Source organism: Amycolatopsis sp. WGS_07 (assembly GCF_045278895.1).
Classification (GTDB): Bacteria; Actinomycetota; Actinomycetes; order Mycobacteriales; family Pseudonocardiaceae; genus Amycolatopsis.
In genome coordinates, this window is sequence record NZ_CP136053.1 from 3,991,544 (window position 1) to 4,007,383 (window position 15,840).

The following is a 15,840-nucleotide window of genomic DNA, read 5'->3' on the forward strand; positions in this document are numbered from 1 at the left end:
AGCCGCCCTCCCGGGAATGCCGCTAGGAGGCGTGCACGCACACTTGCGGCGAACTCCGGTCGCTCTGGTGGCGCCAGCCGTTCGCCTGGTTCCCGCCGCTCCCGAGACCCATCGAAAAACGCGGTCCGGCGCGGCGAAGCTCTTTTTATCCGTCCGCAGTGTACCTGGTCAGGTGTTTTCCGGGGAATACCGGGCGCGGCGGCGCGGCGTGGGATCGGTCTCTTCGCGGCGCGGGCCTGCGGTTCGGCGATACCCTCGTCGCCGTGACCGACCGCGCCGAAGCCAGGCCAGCAGAGAACTCAGTGCCCGCCTCCTCTTCTTCTCCCACGATCAGCGAGGGCGTCGTCGACCTGCTCGGCGTGATCGCCTACCTGGAGCTGTCCGCGTTCGACCGGATGGCCGAGGACGCCCGCAGCGCCCCGACGCTCGCCGGCCGCGCCGCGCTCGCCTCGATGGCCGCCGCCGAGATCGGGCACCTCGATCTGCTGACGAAGCATCTGGCCGCCAACGGCGTCGCGGTCGAGGACGCGATGGCGCCGTTCGTGTCGCAAGTGGACGCGTGGCACGGCTCCACCCGGCCGAAGTCGTGGCTGGAGTCGCTGGTCAAGGCGTATGTCGGGGACGGGCTCGCGGCCGATCTCTACCGCGAGATCGCGAACTGGCTCGACCCCGAGACCAAGGACCTGGTGCTGACGGTGCTCGCCGACACCGGGCATTCGGCGTTCGCCGAGCGCGAAGTCGCGGCCGGGATCAAGGCCGATCCGAAGGCCCGCGACAAGCTCGCGCTGTGGGGGCGGCGGCTGCTCGGCGAGGCGCTCACCCAGGCGCAATACGTGGTGGCCGAACGCGATGGCCTGGCCGAACTGATCGTCGCCGGCTCCGGCGACCTCGCGGGAATCGGCGCGCTGTTCCGCCGGTTGCAGCAGGGGCACACCAAACGCATGCAGGCACTGGGGCTGGGCTGAGGCGAGTGGTCGCGAATCACTCGCTGGTCGCGCGCCACCGCGGCGGCCCGCTTCGGTTAGCCTTGCCGGGCGTAGTCACAACGAGTTTCCAGCGGAGGTCCCACGTGGAGGTCAAGATCGGCATCAAGGACACGCCGCGCGAGCTGGTGGTGTCCAGTGGCCAGACTCCCGAAGAGGTGGAGAAGCTGGTCGCCGAGGCGCTGACGGCCGGTGACGGGCTCTTCCGCCTCAACGACGAGAAGGGCCGCAAGTACCTGGTCCCGTCCGACCGCATCGCGTACGTCGAGATCGCCCCGTCCGACGTCCGCAAGGTCGGGTTCGGCGTCGGCGACTGAGCCAGGCCGTACGCGAAAGGCCGCCCCGGAGATCACTTCCGGAGCGGCCTTTTCGCGTGGTCAGGCGGTTGCTTCCTCGACCTCGGCCAGCGTCTTCGGGACCGCGAACGGCGGCGTGGACGTGCCGGTGAGCCGGTAGCGGCCCCATGGGTCCGGATCGGACAGTTCGCCCTCGGCGGCGTGCTCGCCGATCCGCACCTCGCACGGCTTCTTGCGCCCGCCGACCGCCTCGGTCAGCTTCTCCTCCGCCGCGACCCGGCCGTACCAGTGGTAATAACCGTCGATCGGCTGGAAATAGCCGCGCAGATCGACGTCCGCGGCGATCTCCGTGCCGTCGACGACCAGGGTCGCCGCGCCCGTGTAACCGTCTTCGTCGCTCATCCCGGGTCCTCTCGTCAGCCTGCGTCGCTGTCTTCTTCGGCGCGTCCGAGCTGGACGACCTTGTTCTCCTCCAGCGGCAGGTTCGGGTCGATCACCACGCCCTGCTGGCGGGTGAGCCCGTCGATCGCCGCCCAGATGATCTGGGTGAGGTACTCGACCACCGAATCGCGGCCCATCGACCGCCGGTCCAGCCACCATTCGCCGGTGCTCTGGACCATGCCGACGATGCCGTGCGCCCACGGTTCGGCCGCGCCGGAGTCCATGTTGAACATCCGCATGTAATCGCCGAGCAACGCGGTCAGCGCGGTGGCGATGACCTCCTTGTCCTCCGCGACGACGTCCGAATCGGTCGTTTTGCCCGGCAGCCCGCCGTGTGCCAGCAAGCGGTACAGGTTCGGATGCTCCTCGATGACGCTGAAGAACGAGTCGAGCGCCATCCGGATCCTCGGCACCGGCGCGAGTTCCGCGTTGATCGCCGGGATCAGGCGCTCGAAAAGGATCTCCGTGCCGCGCTGGCCGAGTGCGACGTACAGGTCGGCCTTGTCCTCGAAATGCCGGTACAGCACGGGTTTCGTGACGCCCGCTTCGGCGGCGACGTCCTCCATGCCGAGTTCTGGACCGTGTGCGTCGAGCGCGCGCAGCGCCGCCTCGACGAACTCCGCGCGGCGGGCGATGCGGTGCTTGCGCCAGCGATCGCGACGGGCGTCTCCAGTGCTCGTTTCGGTGTCGGCTGCCTGCTTGCCGGACTGCTTGCTGGAGCGCTTGACACGTTCGATCACGGCGGTCATGCTACCAGAGGTAACTGTTACCACGGGTTACATGTTCCGTGGCGGCAGGCGGGACGCGGCTTCTCGATTCAACGGCGAGTCAGGCGCTGGAAGGGGCTGATGATGACGCGGACGCTCAAGGTGACCGACCGGGAGGCGACGGCACAGCGGTTGCTGAAGTCGGCGGCGAACAAGTTCTACGACCCGGATGTCGACATCGACTGGGACGCGCCGCTCGTCGAAGGCAAGCGGTACATCCTGCCGGAGCGCTCGTCGCTCTACGGCACTCCGCTGTGGGACCGGCTCAGCCCGGAGCAGCGGATCGAGCTGGGCAAGCACGAGATGGCCAGCATCGCGACCACCGGGCTGTGGTTCGAGATCCTCCTGATGCAGATGCTGCTCAAGGAGGTCTACGAACAGGACCCGACGACCGCGCACGCGCAGTTCGCGCTCACCGAGATCGCCGACGAATGCCGGCACTCCACGATGTTCGCGAGGATGTCCGCGCGGATCGGCTGCCCGACCTACGGTCCGGTGCCGGTGCTGCGGCAGTTCGCGAAGCTGATGCCGACCATTTCCTACGGCCCGGCGCGCTACGGCGCGATCCTGGTGGCCGAGGAGGTGCTCGACCGGCTGCAGCGCGAGCAGATGAACGACGAGGAGATCCAGCCGCTGGTCCGGATGGTGAACCGGATCCACGTGCTGGAGGAGGCGCGGCACGTCACCTTCGCCCGCGAGGAAGTGACCCGCGGGATGGCGAAACTCGGCCGCGCGGAGGTCGCTTACCAGCAGTTCAGCATCGCGCTGATCTCGTACTTCGTGACGCGGGCGTTCATCAACCCGAACGTCTACAAGGCGGTCGGGATCCGGCCGCGCGAGGGTGTCGAGACGGCGCTGAACAACCCGCATTGGCGCGCGACGATCGCGTGGGCCGGGGAGAAGATCATGCCGTTCCTGCAGGAGTCCGGTCTGGTCGGGTTGCCGGGGAAACCGTTCTGGCGCAAGTCTTTCCTGCTTCCGGAGGGCAAGTGACTACCGTAGAACGGCTGCGCAACCCGGCGCGGGAGCACCGGTTTGTCACCAGCGACGGCTGTGCGCTGCACGTCGAAGCGAGCGGCCCGGCCGATGCCGCGGTGACGCTGGTGCTGGTCCACGGGTGGACGCAGGACCACCGCACCTGGGACGGCGTCCTTGACCATCTCGGCCCTGGCGTCCGGACACTGCGCTACGACCTGCGCGGGCACGGCGGTTCCGCGCCGGCCACCAAGGAAACCGGGACGATTCCGCGGCTGGCCGACGATTTGGCCGAGCTGATCACCGCTCGCGTGCCGTCGGGTCCGCTGGTGCTCGCCGGGCATTCGATGGGCGGCATGACCTTGATGGCGCTCGCTGAACGGCATCCGGAACTCGTGCGGGACCGGGTCGTCGGGACGGCGTTCGTGGCGACGTCGTCCGGGCAGATGGACCAGATCACGCTGGGGCTGCCCGGAATGGCGGGCCAGTTCTCCGCGCGGTTCGAGCGGCGGCTGGCGAAAGCGTTGTCGCACCGCAAGGGCGAGCGGCTGCCGTTGAGCCCGGCGATGGTGCGTTCGGGGGCGCGGTTCCTCGTTTTCGGCGACCATCCGCGGCGCGCGGACCTCCGGCTGGTCGCGGACCAGCTGTTGTGCGCGCATCCGGCGAGCCTCGGCGCGTTCCAGGACGCGATTTCGACGCACGACCGGCGCGTCGCGCTGGCGACCTTGCGCGGTACTCCGTCCGTGGTGCTGGCGGGGGAGAAGGACCGGCTTTGCCCGCTGCCGCACGCGAAAGTGATCGCGGACGAGCTGCCGGACGCGGAGTTTGTCCGGTTTCCCGGCGCCGGGCACATGCTGCCGCAGGAGCGGGCGGGCGAGGTCGCGAAGCGAATCGGGGCGCTGCTGCGGGTTTCGTGACCGTGCGCGTTCACGCTCGTACCTGACTGTCGGCTGTTCCCAGCCCCCTGGCGCTGTCACGCTGGGTGGCTGGGATGTCGCCGACAGACAGGACTGGCATGGGGCAGCCGCTGAGCGCGCACGTCAACCGGAGCCTGATGGCGATTTCCCGGCGGGCGGAGAGCGTGGACCGGCATACGCTGGCCAAAACCTTCGTGGTGGCCGGGTCGTTTTCGGCGGTGCTGCATTCCGCGGACCATCAGATCCTCTACGGCCGCCGCGGCACCGGGAAGACGCACGCCCTGCTGTACCTGGCCGATCTGGTCGAAGAGACCCACGAAGTCCCGGTGTACCTGGATTTGCGCACGATCGGGTCCACCAGCGGCCTGTACGCGAATCAGCAGCTGCCGGTGCCGCTGCGGGGGACTCAGCTGCTGGTCGACACGCTGGAAGCGGTGCATGAACAGCTCCTGACCACGGCGATCGAGGCCAGGGTTGCCGACCAGGAAGGCTTGCTCCAGGGCCTGGACGAGCTGACCGAGGCGGCCACGACGGTCGAGGTCGTCGGCAATGTCGAGCGGGAGACGACCGTCGGGGGCTCCGCGGAACAGGCGAGTAGTGCCGGTGCTTCCGCGTCGTGGGGACCGGGCGGTCCGCGTGGTCAGGTGACGCTTTCGGGTAGCAGCCGACAGTCGGTCACGGCCTCGGATCGGTTGCGGCGAACCGGAATCGAGCATCATCAGGTCATTTTCGGGCCGCTCAGCCGGGCATTGGCGCGGATCACCGCCGCGCTGGCCCCGGCCCGGCTGTGGCTGCTGCTGGACGAGTGGAGTTCGATTCCCCTTGAGCTGCAACCGTTGCTGGCGGATTTGCTGCGCCGCAGCGTGCTCCCGACGCGCGGGACGACGGTGAAGATCGCGGCGATCGAACGGCGGTCCCGCTTCCGCGAACCGGGATCCGAAGGCGACTACGTGGGCATCGAGGTCGGCGCGGACGCGGCTTCCGCGGTCAGCCTCGACGACGTCCTGCAGTTCGACCACGGCCGAAGCCAGTCCAGGCAGTTTTTCGCCGACCTGTTCCTCAATCACGTACGACCGCGGATGCCGATGACCGACGACGCCGCGGAATTCGTGGCGACCGCGTTCAGCCGCACCGCGTTTCCCGAACTCGTGCGCGCGGCCGAAGGCGTGCCCCGCGACGCGATCAACATCGCCGCGCTGGCCGCACAGCACGCGAATACGGCGACGATCGGGATCCGGCACGTCCGGCAGGCCGCGCAGGATTGGTATCTGCGAGACAAATACGCCGCCATCGCGGGGAACGAACCGGCCTTGACGACGCTTCGCTGGCTGGTGGACGAGGTGGTGGGCCGCCGGCGCTCGCGTACTTTCCTGCTCGACCACGCCGGTGGCGCGCACGACCCGGCCATGCGCGATCTCCACGACGCCCGGCTCGTTCACCTGGTGCGACGCGGCATCGTGAGCCGACGACGGCCGGGAACGCTCTACGACGGGTTCGCCATCGACTACGGCTGTTACGCCGCCTTATTGTCCGAAGGGGAACAACCGTCCCGGCGAAGCAAGTCCGAGGCCTGGCTGACCGATTCGGGTGCCGCCCTGCCGGACCATCTCGAGAACCTGCTGGTCGAACTGCCCGGAGCGGCCAGATCGGTGCCACGGCAGCGAAAACCGCGCGAGTGAGCTAGCGGAACCGGGCGAGCGCGGCGACGGTGGCCGGGACGTCCTCCCAGATCGGCGAGTGCCCGGTCTCGACGGTGACGAGTTCGCTGTCCGGCAGGTGGTCGGCGAGGTACTGCGCGTCGGCGAGCGTGCGGGCCCGGTCGTGGACTCCGTGCAGCACCGTGACCGGACAGCGGATCGACGCCAGTCGCGGCGTGAGGTCCAGATCCCGTTGGCTGGTCAGGACTTCCAGCGCGGCTTCGGCTGGGACGCGGGCGGCGTAAGCGAGAAGTTCGGCGCGCAGATCGGGTCGCAACGGGGTGGCGAAGGACCGGTCGAGGACGGCCGCGTGGAGGTCCGGGCCCCAGCCGGTGGCGATCGTGGCGAGGATCCGGTCGACGTCGCCGTGGCCGCGCATGTGCGCGCCGGTGTTCGCGAGCAGCAGCGCGGACACCAGGTCCGGCCGGGTCGCCGCGACGACCGCCGCGACGCAGCCGCCCGTGGAATGCCCGATGAGCGTGACCGGGCCGCCGTGCTGCTCGATCCGGTCGGCGACTCTCGCCGCGACGTCCTCGATCCGCCACGGACCCGGCGCGGTCATCCAGTCGACCGCGTCCAGGTCGCCGGACAGCGCGGCGGCCAGCGGGGCGTAGATCCGCGGGCTGCAGAGCGTGCCCGGCACCGCGACCACGCGCACTGGGGTCAGTTGTCCTTGAGCGGGAACCCGCCGCCGATGCCGCGCCACGCGAGGTTCGCGGTGAGCGCCACCGCGTCCTCGCGGCTCATCGACTGGTTGTGCTGCAGCCAGTAGCGCGCGCTGACCTGGCTCATCCCGACCAGGCCGACCGCCAGCAGACGGGCCTTCTCCTCGTCCAGCCCCGCGTCGGAGGTGATCGTCTCGGTGATGGCCTCGACGCTGGCCGAGGTCGCGCGGTCCACCGCCTCCTGCACGGCGGGCTCGCCGCGGAGGTCGGATTCGAAGACCATGCGGAACGCGCCCGCGTCGTTGTTCACGAAGTCGAAGAACGCCCCGACCGTGGCCGGGACGCGCTGGCGGTTGTCGGAGGTGGAGTTCAGCGCGCCCTGCACCCGGCCGACCAGGTCGTCGACGTGGCTTTCCAGCAGCGCGATGTACAGGTCGAGCTTGCCGGGGAAGTGCTGGTAGAGCACCGGCTTGCTGACGCCGGCCTCCTCGGCGATCTCGTCCATCGCCGCCGCGTGGTAGCCGTGCTCGGCGAAGACGCGCTGCGCGGCCGTCAGCAACTGGGCCCGGCGCTCGGTCCGGGGCAACCGGACGCCTCGTTGCAGTCGCGCCATGTCCGTCATTCTTCCTCCGTCCGCAGCCTTCGCCGGGCGGGTTCACCACCGCGTGAAGTGAACCTGACATTACTCGTGGGTACGCCCGAAATGCCAAGGGTCAGGCATCCTGGACTGGTGACGACCACGACCTCCCGTCCCGCCACCGCGGCGGCGGTCCGCCCGCCGGTGACCCAGGTGCCATTGTCGACTACGCCCCTTCCGCCGCTCGACGGGGCGCTGCCTGCCTGGCCCGGAACGGTCGAGGACGGCCTGCACATCCGGCACACGCCCGGACCGGACGGCACGCCCGCGGTGTACGTGCACGGGCTCGGCGGATCGTCGACGAACTGGACCGACCTCGCCGCGCTGCTCGCCCCCTCCGCCGCCGGACAGGCCGTTGACCTGCCCGGATTCGGCTATTCGGAGCCCGTTGCCGGATTCGCGTTCGGGCTCGACGACCACGCCGCCGTCGTCGCGAGCCAGCTGGAACGGCTCGGCAGGCCGGTGCACCTGCTCGGCAACTCGATGGGCGGTGCGATCTCGCTGCTGCTCGCCGCGCGGCGGCCGGAGCTGGTGAGAACTCTCACCCTGATCTCCCCGGCGATGCCCGACCGCCGCCCGGACCCGCGCCGGCTGTCCGACCCGCTGATGGCGCTGGCCTATCTCCCGGTGGTCGGGGCGCGGGTGCGCCGCCGGATGGCCGGGATGACCGCCCGCGAACGCGCCGCGCAGGTCATCAAGCTGTGCTTCCACGATCCGTCGCGGTTCCCGGACGCCCGGCTGGACGAACTGGTCGAGGAGCACGCCGCGCGCGCCGGGTTCCCGTGGGCGCTGGCCGCGATGGAGCGCAGCACGTTCGGCATCTTCCGGCGCTGGACCGCGCTCGGCGCGGCGTCGCTGTGGTCGGTCGCCAAACAGGTCCAGGCGCCGACGCTGGTGGTCTGGGGACTCCACGACCGGGTGATCTCGGTCAAGCGCGCGCCGCGGACCGCGCAGTCGATTCCGCGGGCCAGGATGCTGGTGCTCCCGCGCACCGGCCACGTCGCGCAAATGGAACGCCCGCAGGTGGTCGCGCGTGCCGTGCTCGGGTTGTGGGAGGGCGCGGACAAGGGCTCCTGGTAGCCCGGACGGGGGACCGCGGATCGCCGGGGAGCCCGCCAGTCGCTGCCGGGAAGGTCGCCGCCGTGTGGCACCCTGGGTCGGTGGACCGGCTGAAGCAGGACGCGCGAGCGAAAGACCGGCGGGGCCCGACCACCGGGTCGGCCCGGCGTTCGCCGTCTTCCGGTTCCGGCGATCCGGATGCCGATTCGCCGCGCGTCGGCCAGTACCGGCCCGCGCGCAAGCCCGCCCAGCGCGTCGGCGAGGACCGCTACCGGCCGGGCAGCAGGCGCACCAGCGCGGAACCGCTCGCCGCCGCTTGGAAACCCAAGGACGAGCGGCCGGAGAAGCGCCCGGCTCCGAAGAAGAAGCAGTCTCCGTTCGCCCGGTTCGTGAAGACCTACGGCTGGCGGGTGTACGCGCTGCCGATCCTGGCCGTGATCACCGTGCTGGTCGCGGTCAACACCGCCACCGGCCCGTCGTCCGACGCCGGTCCGGCCGCGAGCGGCGAGGTCGCGTCCGGCGACAGCGCCGCGGGCGCGATCGACGACGGCGGCATCCCGGAGAACCCCGCGCAGCCGGTGAACCTCAACGTGCCCACCGCGGACCTGCCCTCGGGCGGCAACTTCACCCAGACCGGCAAGGGCACCTGGCACATCGTGCCCGGGTCCGGCGACGTCGTCGGCAAGGGCGGGAAGCTGTACACCTACACCGTCGAGGTCGAGGACGGCATCGACCAGGCCAGCTACGCCGGCGACGACAGCTTCGGCGCCGCGGTGCAGGGCATTTTGTCCGATCCGCGCAGCTGGACCTGGAACGGCGAGATCCGGCTGCAGCGGGTCGACGCGAGCTATCCGAACCCGAGTTTCCGGGTGAGCCTCACCACGCCGGACACCACGCACCGTCCGGACGCGTGCGGGTTCCAGATCAAATTCGAGGCCTCCTGTTACCGCCGCAGCATGGGCCGCGTGCTGATCAACTTGGCCCGCTGGTCGCGCGGCGCGAAGGTCTACGGCTCGGACATGACGGGGTACCGGCAGTACGCGATCAACCATGAGGTCGGGCACGCGCTGGGCAACAATCACGTTGGCTGCCCCGGAAACGACCAGCCGGCTCCGGTGATGATGCAGCAGTCGTTCGGCGTCGCGGACGACTACGTCGCGATGCTCAACAACATCCCCGGCGGCGACAAGGGCAAGGTCGCCGCGGACCACCACGTGTGCAAGCCGAACGCGTGGCCGAACCCGACTCCGCCCGCCCAGTAACAGAGTCCCACCATCTGGGAGCGGGGAAGTCCCTCTTGCCAGCGCGCGTTGGGGATACTGGGATCGACTACGCGACCCGCGCGAGTATGGAGGGACCCGATGTCAGACACGGCACTGCCGCCGCTCGTCGAGCCGGCAGCCGAGCTCACCAAGGAAGAGGTGGCCCGGTACAGCCGTCACCTGATCATCCCGGACGTCGGGGTGGTCGGGCAGAAGCGGTTGAAGAACGCGAAGGTCCTGGTCATCGGTGCGGGCGGCCTCGGAAGCCCGGCGCTGCTGTACCTGGCGGCCGCGGGCGTAGGCACGCTCGGCATCATCGACTTCGACGTCGTCGACGAATCCAACCTGCAGCGCCAGGTGATCCACGGCCAGTCCGACGTCGGCAAGCTCAAGGCCGCGTCGGCGCAGGAGTCCATCGCGGAGATCAACCCGCTGGTCAAGGTGCACCTGCACACCGAGCGGCTCGAGTCGGCGAACGCGCTGGAGATCTTCCGGCAGTACGACCTGATCCTCGACGGCACGGACAACTTCGCCACCCGCTACCTGGTCAACGACGCGGCGGTGCTGCTCGGCAAGCCGTACGTGTGGGGTTCGATCTTCCGGTTCGAGGGCCAGGTAAGCGTGTTCTGGGAGGACGCGCCGAACGGCAAGGGTCTCAACTACCGGGATCTGTACCCCGAGCCGCCGCCCCCCGGCATGGTCCCGTCCTGCGCCGAGGGCGGCGTACTGGGCGTGCTGTGCGCGTCGATCGGCTCGATCATGGTGACCGAGGCGATCAAGCTCATCACCGGCATCGGAGAACCGCTCCTCGGGCGGCTGATTTCCTATGACGCGCTGGAGATGAAATACCGTGAGGTCAAGATCCGCAAGGATCCGGAAACCCCGAAGATCACGGAACTGATCGACTACGAAGCCTTCTGCGGCGTGGTCTCGGACGAAGCCGCTTCGGCCGCCGCGGGCAGCACGCTGACCCCGGCGGAACTGAAGGCGAAGTTCGACGCCGGCGAGGACTTCGCGCTGATCGACGTCCGCGAACCGCACGAGTACGAGATCGTCAACATCAAGGGCGCCACGCTGATCCCGAAGGACCGGATCCTGTCCGGAGAGGCCTTGGCGGAACTGCCGCAGGACAAGCCGATCGTCCTGCACTGCAAGTCCGGCGCCCGCTCCGCGGAAGCTCTGGCGGCCCTGCACGCAGCCGGCTTCAAGGACGCCACCCACCTAGGCGGCGGCGTCCTGGCCTGGGCAAGGCAAATCGACCCAAGCCTGCCGACCTACTGAGCACAAAGACGTGAAGGGCCCCTTGAGGAACTCCCTCAAGGGGCCCTTCACGTCTTTCTGGGCTCGGCCGCCGTCCGTGAGGGCCACCTTCACAGCCCCTGATTCCCGCAGGGTTCCCCTCACGACCCTCGGCGACCGACCCGACGGCCCGTGAAGGACTCCTTCACGTACTTAGATTCCCTCAAGGAGTCCTTCACGGCCCGCCTGAAACCGCCACCGATGCACCCACCCGACCAGGCACCCACACCACCCCCGCACCCCGATACGAAGCCAAAATGCGGTCTGAGGGTGCTTGTCAAGGCATCTTTCCCGCCTTGACAAGCACCCTCAGACCGTCATCACAATCAGGCTTCGGGGTGCCCCACACCAGACAGGGCGCAATGTCGCCGCCAGGCGACGAGCCAACCCCCGCAGCCGCCCCCGAGAAACACCCCACGACCAGCGAGTCCGCACAGAAATCCCCCGGCCCCGAGGTAACCTCACCCCTCGTGCGGTCAACCCTGGAACGCCCCTCCGAACGCGTCTGCGCCGCGTTCGGCACCGACGCGGACGCGATAACCCCACTCCCGGACTCCGATTCCTGGCAGTGCGGCGACCTCGTCTTCAAACCCGTCACCGACCGCTCCCAAGCCCTCTGGACCGCAAGGGCCCTGGACTTCGCCGAAGACCCAGGCCTCCGCATCTCCAAACCAGTCCGCTCCAGAGACGGCCGCTGGATAGTCGGCAGCTGGTCCGCCTGGCGCCACCTCCCCGGCACCACCGAGCACCGCTGCGAAGAATCCGTCCTGGCCGCAGTCCGCCTCCACCGCGCCACCGCCGACCTCCCCCGCCCGGACTTCCTCTCCGCACGAGACGACCGAGACGCGATAGCCGACCGCATCGCCTGGGAAGAACAAGACCGCCCCCTCCCGGAGGAAAAAGGCGGCCGCTGGTTCGAGATCCTCGCCCCCTCCCGTCGCCCGATCAAACTCCCGCACCAGGTAGCCCACGGAGAACTCCTGGCCGGCCTGCTCTTCGACGGCGACGAAGCTCCCGGCGTAGTCGATTTCGTCCCGTACTACCGCCCCGGCGAATGGGGCGCGGCGATCGCCGCAGTCGACTCCCTGATCTGGGGCGGAGCGACCGGTGCCCTCCTGGAACGCTGGGCTCACCTCCCCGAATGGCCGCAGCTCCTGCTGCGCGCCATCCTCTTCCGCCTGGCCGCACACGCCCTCGATCCAAGGTCGACCAACGCTGCCTTGGACGGCCTGCGCGCGGCCGCACGCGAGGTCAGCGCGATCCTCTGACTCACTGCGCGCCCCCGGTGTGACGGCGGGCAACGTCAACTGCCTGAAACATTCCGGCACATTGAGGTAACACGGCGTCCTTACCGTCGGGTCATCGCCGATCCGAGGAGCGCCTGTGCCGCACGTCGACACACATTGCCCGTACTGCGCCTTGCAGTGCGGGATGCGCCTGGATGAGACCCGGGTCACCCCAAGGGATTTCCCGGTCAACGCGGGCGGCCTGTGCCAGAAAGGCTGGACCGCCGGTGCGCTGCTGGAGTCCGGCGCGCGACTGACGACGCCGCTGCTGCGCCGAGACGGCGAACTGCGGCCGGTGTCTTGGGACGAAGCACTGGATTTCGTCGCCGCCCGCTTGCTCGCCTCGCGTGAGACGCACGGCGCGGACTCGGTCGCGGTGTTCGGCGGAGGCGGTCTCACCAACGAAAAGGCTTACCTGCTCGGGAAATTCGCCCGGGTAGCGCTCGGTACCTCGCAAATCGATTACAACGGCCGATTCTGCATGTCGTCCGCCGCTGCGGCTGGACTGCGCGCCTTCGGCGTGGATCGCGGGATGCCGTTCCCTGTCACCGATCTCGCGGGTGCGGACGTGGTTCTGCTCGCCGGGTCGAATCCGGCCGAGACGATGCCGCCGTTCATGCAGCACTTGGACGGTGCGGAACTGATCGTCATTGACCCGCGCCGCACGCCGACGGCCGAGCGGGCCGCACTGCACCTCGCGCCGGCGCCGGGTACGGATCTTGCGCTGGCATTGGGAATTCTGCACGCGGTGGTCGCCGAGGGACACCTGGACAAGTCCTATGTGGATCTTCGGACGGCCGGGTTCGACGAGATGTGGCGGATCGCCGCGACCTGGTGGCCGGAGCGCGTCGAGCGGGTGACCGGAGTCGCGGCCGCGGATCAGCGGCGGGCAGCGGAGATGCTGGCGCGGGCGGGTAACGCGTATGTGCTCACCGGGCGCGGGACGGAACAGCACGCGTCCGGTACGGCGACCGTCGGCGGGTGGATCAATCTTGCGCTCGCACTGGGCTTGCCCGGTCGCGAAGGGTCCGGCTTCGGGTGTTTGACCGGTCAGGGCAACGGGCAAGGCGGGCGCGAGCACGGGCAGAAGGCGGATCAGCTGCCGGGGTATCGCAAGATCGACGACCCGGCGGCGCGGGCGCACGTGGCTGAAGTGTGGGGCGTGCCAGCGGAGAGCTTGCCGGGCCCTGGACGGTCCGCGGTCGAACTGCTGGACGCGCTGGGGGATTCGATCAAGGCGCTGCTGGTGTTCGGGAGCAATCCCGTGGTGTCGGCGCCGCGGTCGGCTCGCGTACAGGACCGGTTGGCCGAACTGGATCTTCTGATGGTCGCGGACTTTGTGTTGTCGGAGACGGCCGAGTTGGCCGACGTGGTTTTCCCGGTGCCGCAATGGGCCGAGGAGGACGGAACGTTGACCAATCTCGAGGGCCGGGTCCTGCTGCGGCAACGGTCGATCGATCCGCCTGACGGAGTCCGCAGTGATCTGTCTCTGTTGCGGGATCTCGCAGTCCGGATGGGACAGCCGGTTGACCGGTTTCCGGATGATGCGGCGGAGGTCTTCGAGGAGCTTCGTGCCGCGTCGAAGGGTGGTGCTGCGGACTACTCCGGGGTGACGTATCAGCGGTTGCGTGCTGGGGAAGCGTTGCACTGGCCGGTTTTTGACGAGCAGCACCCGGGTACGCCGCGAATGTTTCTCGACGGGTTCGCGCATCCAGACGGACGGGCGCGGTTCGCGGAGGTTGACCACAGTGGACCCGCCGAGCTGCCGGACGAGACGTTTCCCTTGCAGGCCACCACTGGCCGGGTATTGCAGCACTACCAATCCGGTGCGCAGACTCGCCGGATCGCGGAGCTGACGGCCGTCGTGCCGGAGGTGTTCGTGGAGGTGCATCCGGATACCGCGGCACGATCCGGGCTCGCCGACGGGGATCGCGCGGTGGTGCGGTCGCGGCGCGGGGAGACGGTGGCGCAGGTGCGGTGTGTGCCGTCGATGCGGGCGGACCTGGTCTTCCTGCCTTTCCACTTTCCCGGTGCGGCGCGGGCGAATCTGGTGACCAACCCGGTGCTCGACCCGGTGAGCTGGATGCCGGAGTTCAAGGTGTGCGCGGTGTCGTTGGCGAGGGCAGAGGGATGAGCGCGCGGAACGTTGTCATCATCGGGTACGGGATGGCCGGGGCCCGCCTCGCGGACGAGATCCGGCGACGCGATCCGGACGCCGAGCGGGTGCGGTTGACGGTGCTCGGCGAGGAGCCGCATCCGGCGTACAACCGGGTGCTGCTGTCCACTGTGGTCGCTGGCGGAATGAGCCCGGAAACGGTGCGGCTGCACGATTCCGAATGGGCCGCGCAGACGCGTGTTGACCTGAGGCTCGGCACGCGGGTGACGCGGATCGATCCGGCGCGACGGCTGGTCTGTACCGAAACCGAGGATTTCCCTTACGACGCAATCGCCCTCGCGACCGGAGCCGCTCCGTGGCTGCCGCCGGTCGAAGGACTTGAACTCGGGCCGGAGGTCGTGGCCTTCCGGACGCTGGACGACTGTGCGCGCATTGTGGACGCGGCACGTCCGGGCGCGCCGGTCGCGGTGCTAGGCGGCGGGCTTCTCGGCTTGGAGGCCGCGCGCGGGCTGGCTGGCCGCGGCGCGAATGTGACGGTCGTGCACCCGCAACCGCATGTGCTGGAACGGCAACTGGATTCCGGCGCTGGACGGGTGCTGGCGCGCAGGTTGGCGGAGCTGGGCGTGACGTTCCGGTTCGAGGTCACGGCCGCGCGGCACCTCCCTGGCGACGGCTTGAAACTCGACGACGGCAGCTTCGTTCCCGCTGATCTCGTTGTGGTCGCGGCCGGTGTGCGGCCGGAGACCGCGCTCGCCGAAGCCGCTGGGCTCGAAGTGGACCGCGGGATTCTCGTGGACGATCTACTCAGGACTAGCGACGGACGGATCCACGCGCTCGGTGACTGCGCGCGGCATCCGGGTGCGCCGCCGGGATTGGTGCAGCCCGCGTGGGAGCAGGCTGCGGTGCTCGGGGACTTGCTCACTGGGGCCGACGCCACGGCGCGGTACCGCGGCACGCGCACGGTGACTCGGCTCAAAGCCCGCGACATCGATCTCGCCGCACTTGGCGAGACGCAGGTGACCAGCGAGGACGACGCCGCCGAGGTAGTGACCTTCGACGATCCGTCCGGCGGGCGGTACGGCAAGCTCGTCGTGCGCGGCGATCGTGTGACCGGCGCGATCCTGCTCGGCCTGCCGGACGCGGCGGCGACCGTCACGCAGCTGCACGACCGAGGTACGCCGGTACCCGAAGATCGGCTCGCGGTTCTGCTGGGCCGCGCGTTGCCCGCGGGCGCGCCGGCGGCCGCGAGCCCGGTGGATCTTCCTTCGTCCGCAGTGATCTGCCGCTGCAACGCGGTGACCAAAGGCCGGCTGATCGAAGCCTGGCGGGGTGGCGCCACCGACGCTGCCGCACTCGCCCGCACCACCCGCGCGACCACCGGATGCGGCAGCTGCCGCGACACGGTCGGCGCGGTCGCGGACTGGCTGGCCGCGCAATGAA

At 69.4% G+C, this 15,840-nt stretch carries 15 protein-coding genes; 11 read left to right on the forward strand and 4 right to left on the reverse strand.

All coding sequences use genetic code 11. The annotated features are described in order from the left end of the window. The first annotated feature begins 302 nt into the window (after positions 1-302). Positions 303-965, forward strand: a complete 663-nt coding sequence (locus RPX00_RS19150) for a ferritin-like fold-containing protein (protein WP_406643005.1) — start codon at positions 303-305, stop codon at positions 963-965. 104 nt (positions 966-1,069) lie between these two features. Beyond that, complete coding sequence (locus RPX00_RS19155; protein ID WP_009072973.1) at positions 1,070-1,300, forward strand: DUF3107 domain-containing protein; 231 nt, start codon at positions 1,070-1,072, stop codon at positions 1,298-1,300. A 60-nt stretch (positions 1,301-1,360) separates the two neighbouring features. On the opposite strand, the gene RPX00_RS19160 is transcribed toward RPX00_RS19155, so the two are convergent. Both RPX00_RS19160 and RPX00_RS19165 read right to left on the reverse strand, forming a co-directional pair. Beyond that, positions 1,361-1,681, reverse strand: coding sequence for a DUF4873 domain-containing protein (locus RPX00_RS19160; protein ID WP_406641110.1), 321 nt, complete (start codon positions 1,679-1,681; stop codon positions 1,361-1,363). Between the two features lie 14 nt (positions 1,682-1,695). After that, positions 1,696-2,469, reverse strand: coding sequence for a TetR/AcrR family transcriptional regulator (locus tag RPX00_RS19165; protein ID WP_406641112.1), 774 nt, complete (start codon positions 2,467-2,469; stop codon positions 1,696-1,698). 102 nt (positions 2,470-2,571) lie between these two features. Here RPX00_RS19165 and RPX00_RS19170 point away from each other — a divergent pair, with 102 nt between their 5' ends. The 3 genes from RPX00_RS19170 to RPX00_RS19180 all read left to right on the forward strand — a co-directional run bounded on the left by RPX00_RS19170 (position 2,572) and on the right by RPX00_RS19180 (position 6,058). Beyond that, a complete protein-coding gene (locus tag RPX00_RS19170) occupies positions 2,572-3,480 on the forward strand; it encodes a diiron oxygenase (RefSeq protein ID WP_067586114.1) in 909 nt (302 codons plus the stop codon). After that, on the forward strand, positions 3,477-4,379 hold the full coding sequence (locus RPX00_RS19175) for an alpha/beta fold hydrolase (protein ID WP_406641114.1): 903 nt from the start codon (positions 3,477-3,479) through the stop codon (positions 4,377-4,379). Before RPX00_RS19170 ends, RPX00_RS19175 begins: the two co-directional genes overlap by 4 nt. 98 nt (positions 4,380-4,477) lie before the next feature. Beyond that, the gene (locus tag RPX00_RS19180; RefSeq protein ID WP_406641116.1) at positions 4,478-6,058 is read left to right on the forward strand and encodes a hypothetical protein; all 1,581 of its coding nucleotides are present in this window, start codon (positions 4,478-4,480) and stop codon (positions 6,056-6,058) included. Between the two features lies 1 nt (position 6,059). Here the strand turns inward: RPX00_RS19180 and RPX00_RS19185 are convergent, their stop codons facing one another. Then, positions 6,060-6,734: an alpha/beta fold hydrolase gene (locus tag RPX00_RS19185; protein ID WP_406641118.1), complete on the reverse strand. Its 675-nt coding sequence runs from the start codon at positions 6,732-6,734 to the stop codon at positions 6,060-6,062. 5 nt (positions 6,735-6,739) lie between these two features. After that, positions 6,740-7,363, reverse strand: a complete 624-nt coding sequence (locus RPX00_RS19190) for a TetR/AcrR family transcriptional regulator (protein WP_378308497.1) — start codon at positions 7,361-7,363, stop codon at positions 6,740-6,742. An 81-nt stretch (positions 7,364-7,444) separates the two neighbouring features. On the opposite strand from RPX00_RS19190, the gene RPX00_RS19195 reads away from it, so the two are divergent. The 6 genes from RPX00_RS19195 (at position 7,445) to RPX00_RS19220 (ending at position 15,839) form a co-directional block, all read left to right on the forward strand. Then, entirely contained in the window at positions 7,445-8,458 is a 1,014-nt protein-coding gene (locus RPX00_RS19195) for an alpha/beta hydrolase (protein WP_406641120.1), read from the forward strand. Between the two features lie 80 nt (positions 8,459-8,538). Continuing rightward, on the forward strand, positions 8,539-9,699 hold the full coding sequence (locus tag RPX00_RS19200) for a DUF3152 domain-containing protein (protein ID WP_406641122.1): 1,161 nt from the start codon (positions 8,539-8,541) through the stop codon (positions 9,697-9,699). A 99-nt stretch (positions 9,700-9,798) separates the two neighbouring features. Next, the gene (moeZ, locus tag RPX00_RS19205; protein ID WP_406641124.1) at positions 9,799-10,980 is read left to right on the forward strand and encodes an adenylyltransferase/sulfurtransferase MoeZ; all 1,182 of its coding nucleotides are present in this window, start codon (positions 9,799-9,801) and stop codon (positions 10,978-10,980) included. 488 nt (positions 10,981-11,468) lie between these two features. Beyond that, on the forward strand, positions 11,469-12,266 hold the full coding sequence (locus RPX00_RS19210) for a TIGR02569 family protein (RefSeq protein WP_406641125.1): 798 nt from the start codon (positions 11,469-11,471) through the stop codon (positions 12,264-12,266). Positions 12,267-12,381: 115 nt separating this feature from the next. Continuing rightward, a complete protein-coding gene (locus RPX00_RS19215) occupies positions 12,382-14,418 on the forward strand; it encodes a molybdopterin oxidoreductase family protein (protein ID WP_406641126.1) in 2,037 nt (678 codons plus the stop codon). Beyond that, positions 14,415-15,839: an FAD-dependent oxidoreductase gene (locus RPX00_RS19220; protein WP_406641128.1), complete on the forward strand. Its 1,425-nt coding sequence runs from the start codon at positions 14,415-14,417 to the stop codon at positions 15,837-15,839. The genes RPX00_RS19215 and RPX00_RS19220 overlap by 4 nt, the downstream gene beginning before the upstream one ends. Position 15,840 lies beyond the last annotated feature (1 nt).

What these genes read in the sequence shown, in the direction of transcription:
- RPX00_RS19160 (WP_406641110.1), bottom strand. Translation starts at nt 1,681, where the DNA reads ATGAGCGACGAAGACGGTTACACGGGCGCGGCGACCCTGGTCGTCGAC.
- RPX00_RS19165 (WP_406641112.1), bottom strand. Translation starts at nt 2,469, where the DNA reads ATGACCGCCGTGATCGAACGTGTCAAGCGCTCCAGCAAGCAGTCCGGC.
- RPX00_RS19170 (WP_067586114.1), top strand. Translation starts at nt 2,572, where the DNA reads ATGACGCGGACGCTCAAGGTGACCGACCGGGAGGCGACGGCACAGCGG.
- RPX00_RS19180 (WP_406641116.1), top strand. Translation starts at nt 4,478, where the DNA reads ATGGGGCAGCCGCTGAGCGCGCACGTCAACCGGAGCCTGATGGCGATT.
- RPX00_RS19190 (WP_378308497.1), bottom strand. Translation starts at nt 7,363, where the DNA reads ATGACGGACATGGCGCGACTGCAACGAGGCGTCCGGTTGCCCCGGACC.
- RPX00_RS19195 (WP_406641120.1), top strand. Translation starts at nt 7,445, where the DNA reads ATGCCAAGGGTCAGGCATCCTGGACTGGTGACGACCACGACCTCCCGT.
- moeZ (WP_406641124.1), top strand. Translation starts at nt 9,799, where the DNA reads ATGTCAGACACGGCACTGCCGCCGCTCGTCGAGCCGGCAGCCGAGCTC.
- RPX00_RS19220 (WP_406641128.1), top strand. Translation starts at nt 14,415, where the DNA reads ATGAGCGCGCGGAACGTTGTCATCATCGGGTACGGGATGGCCGGGGCC.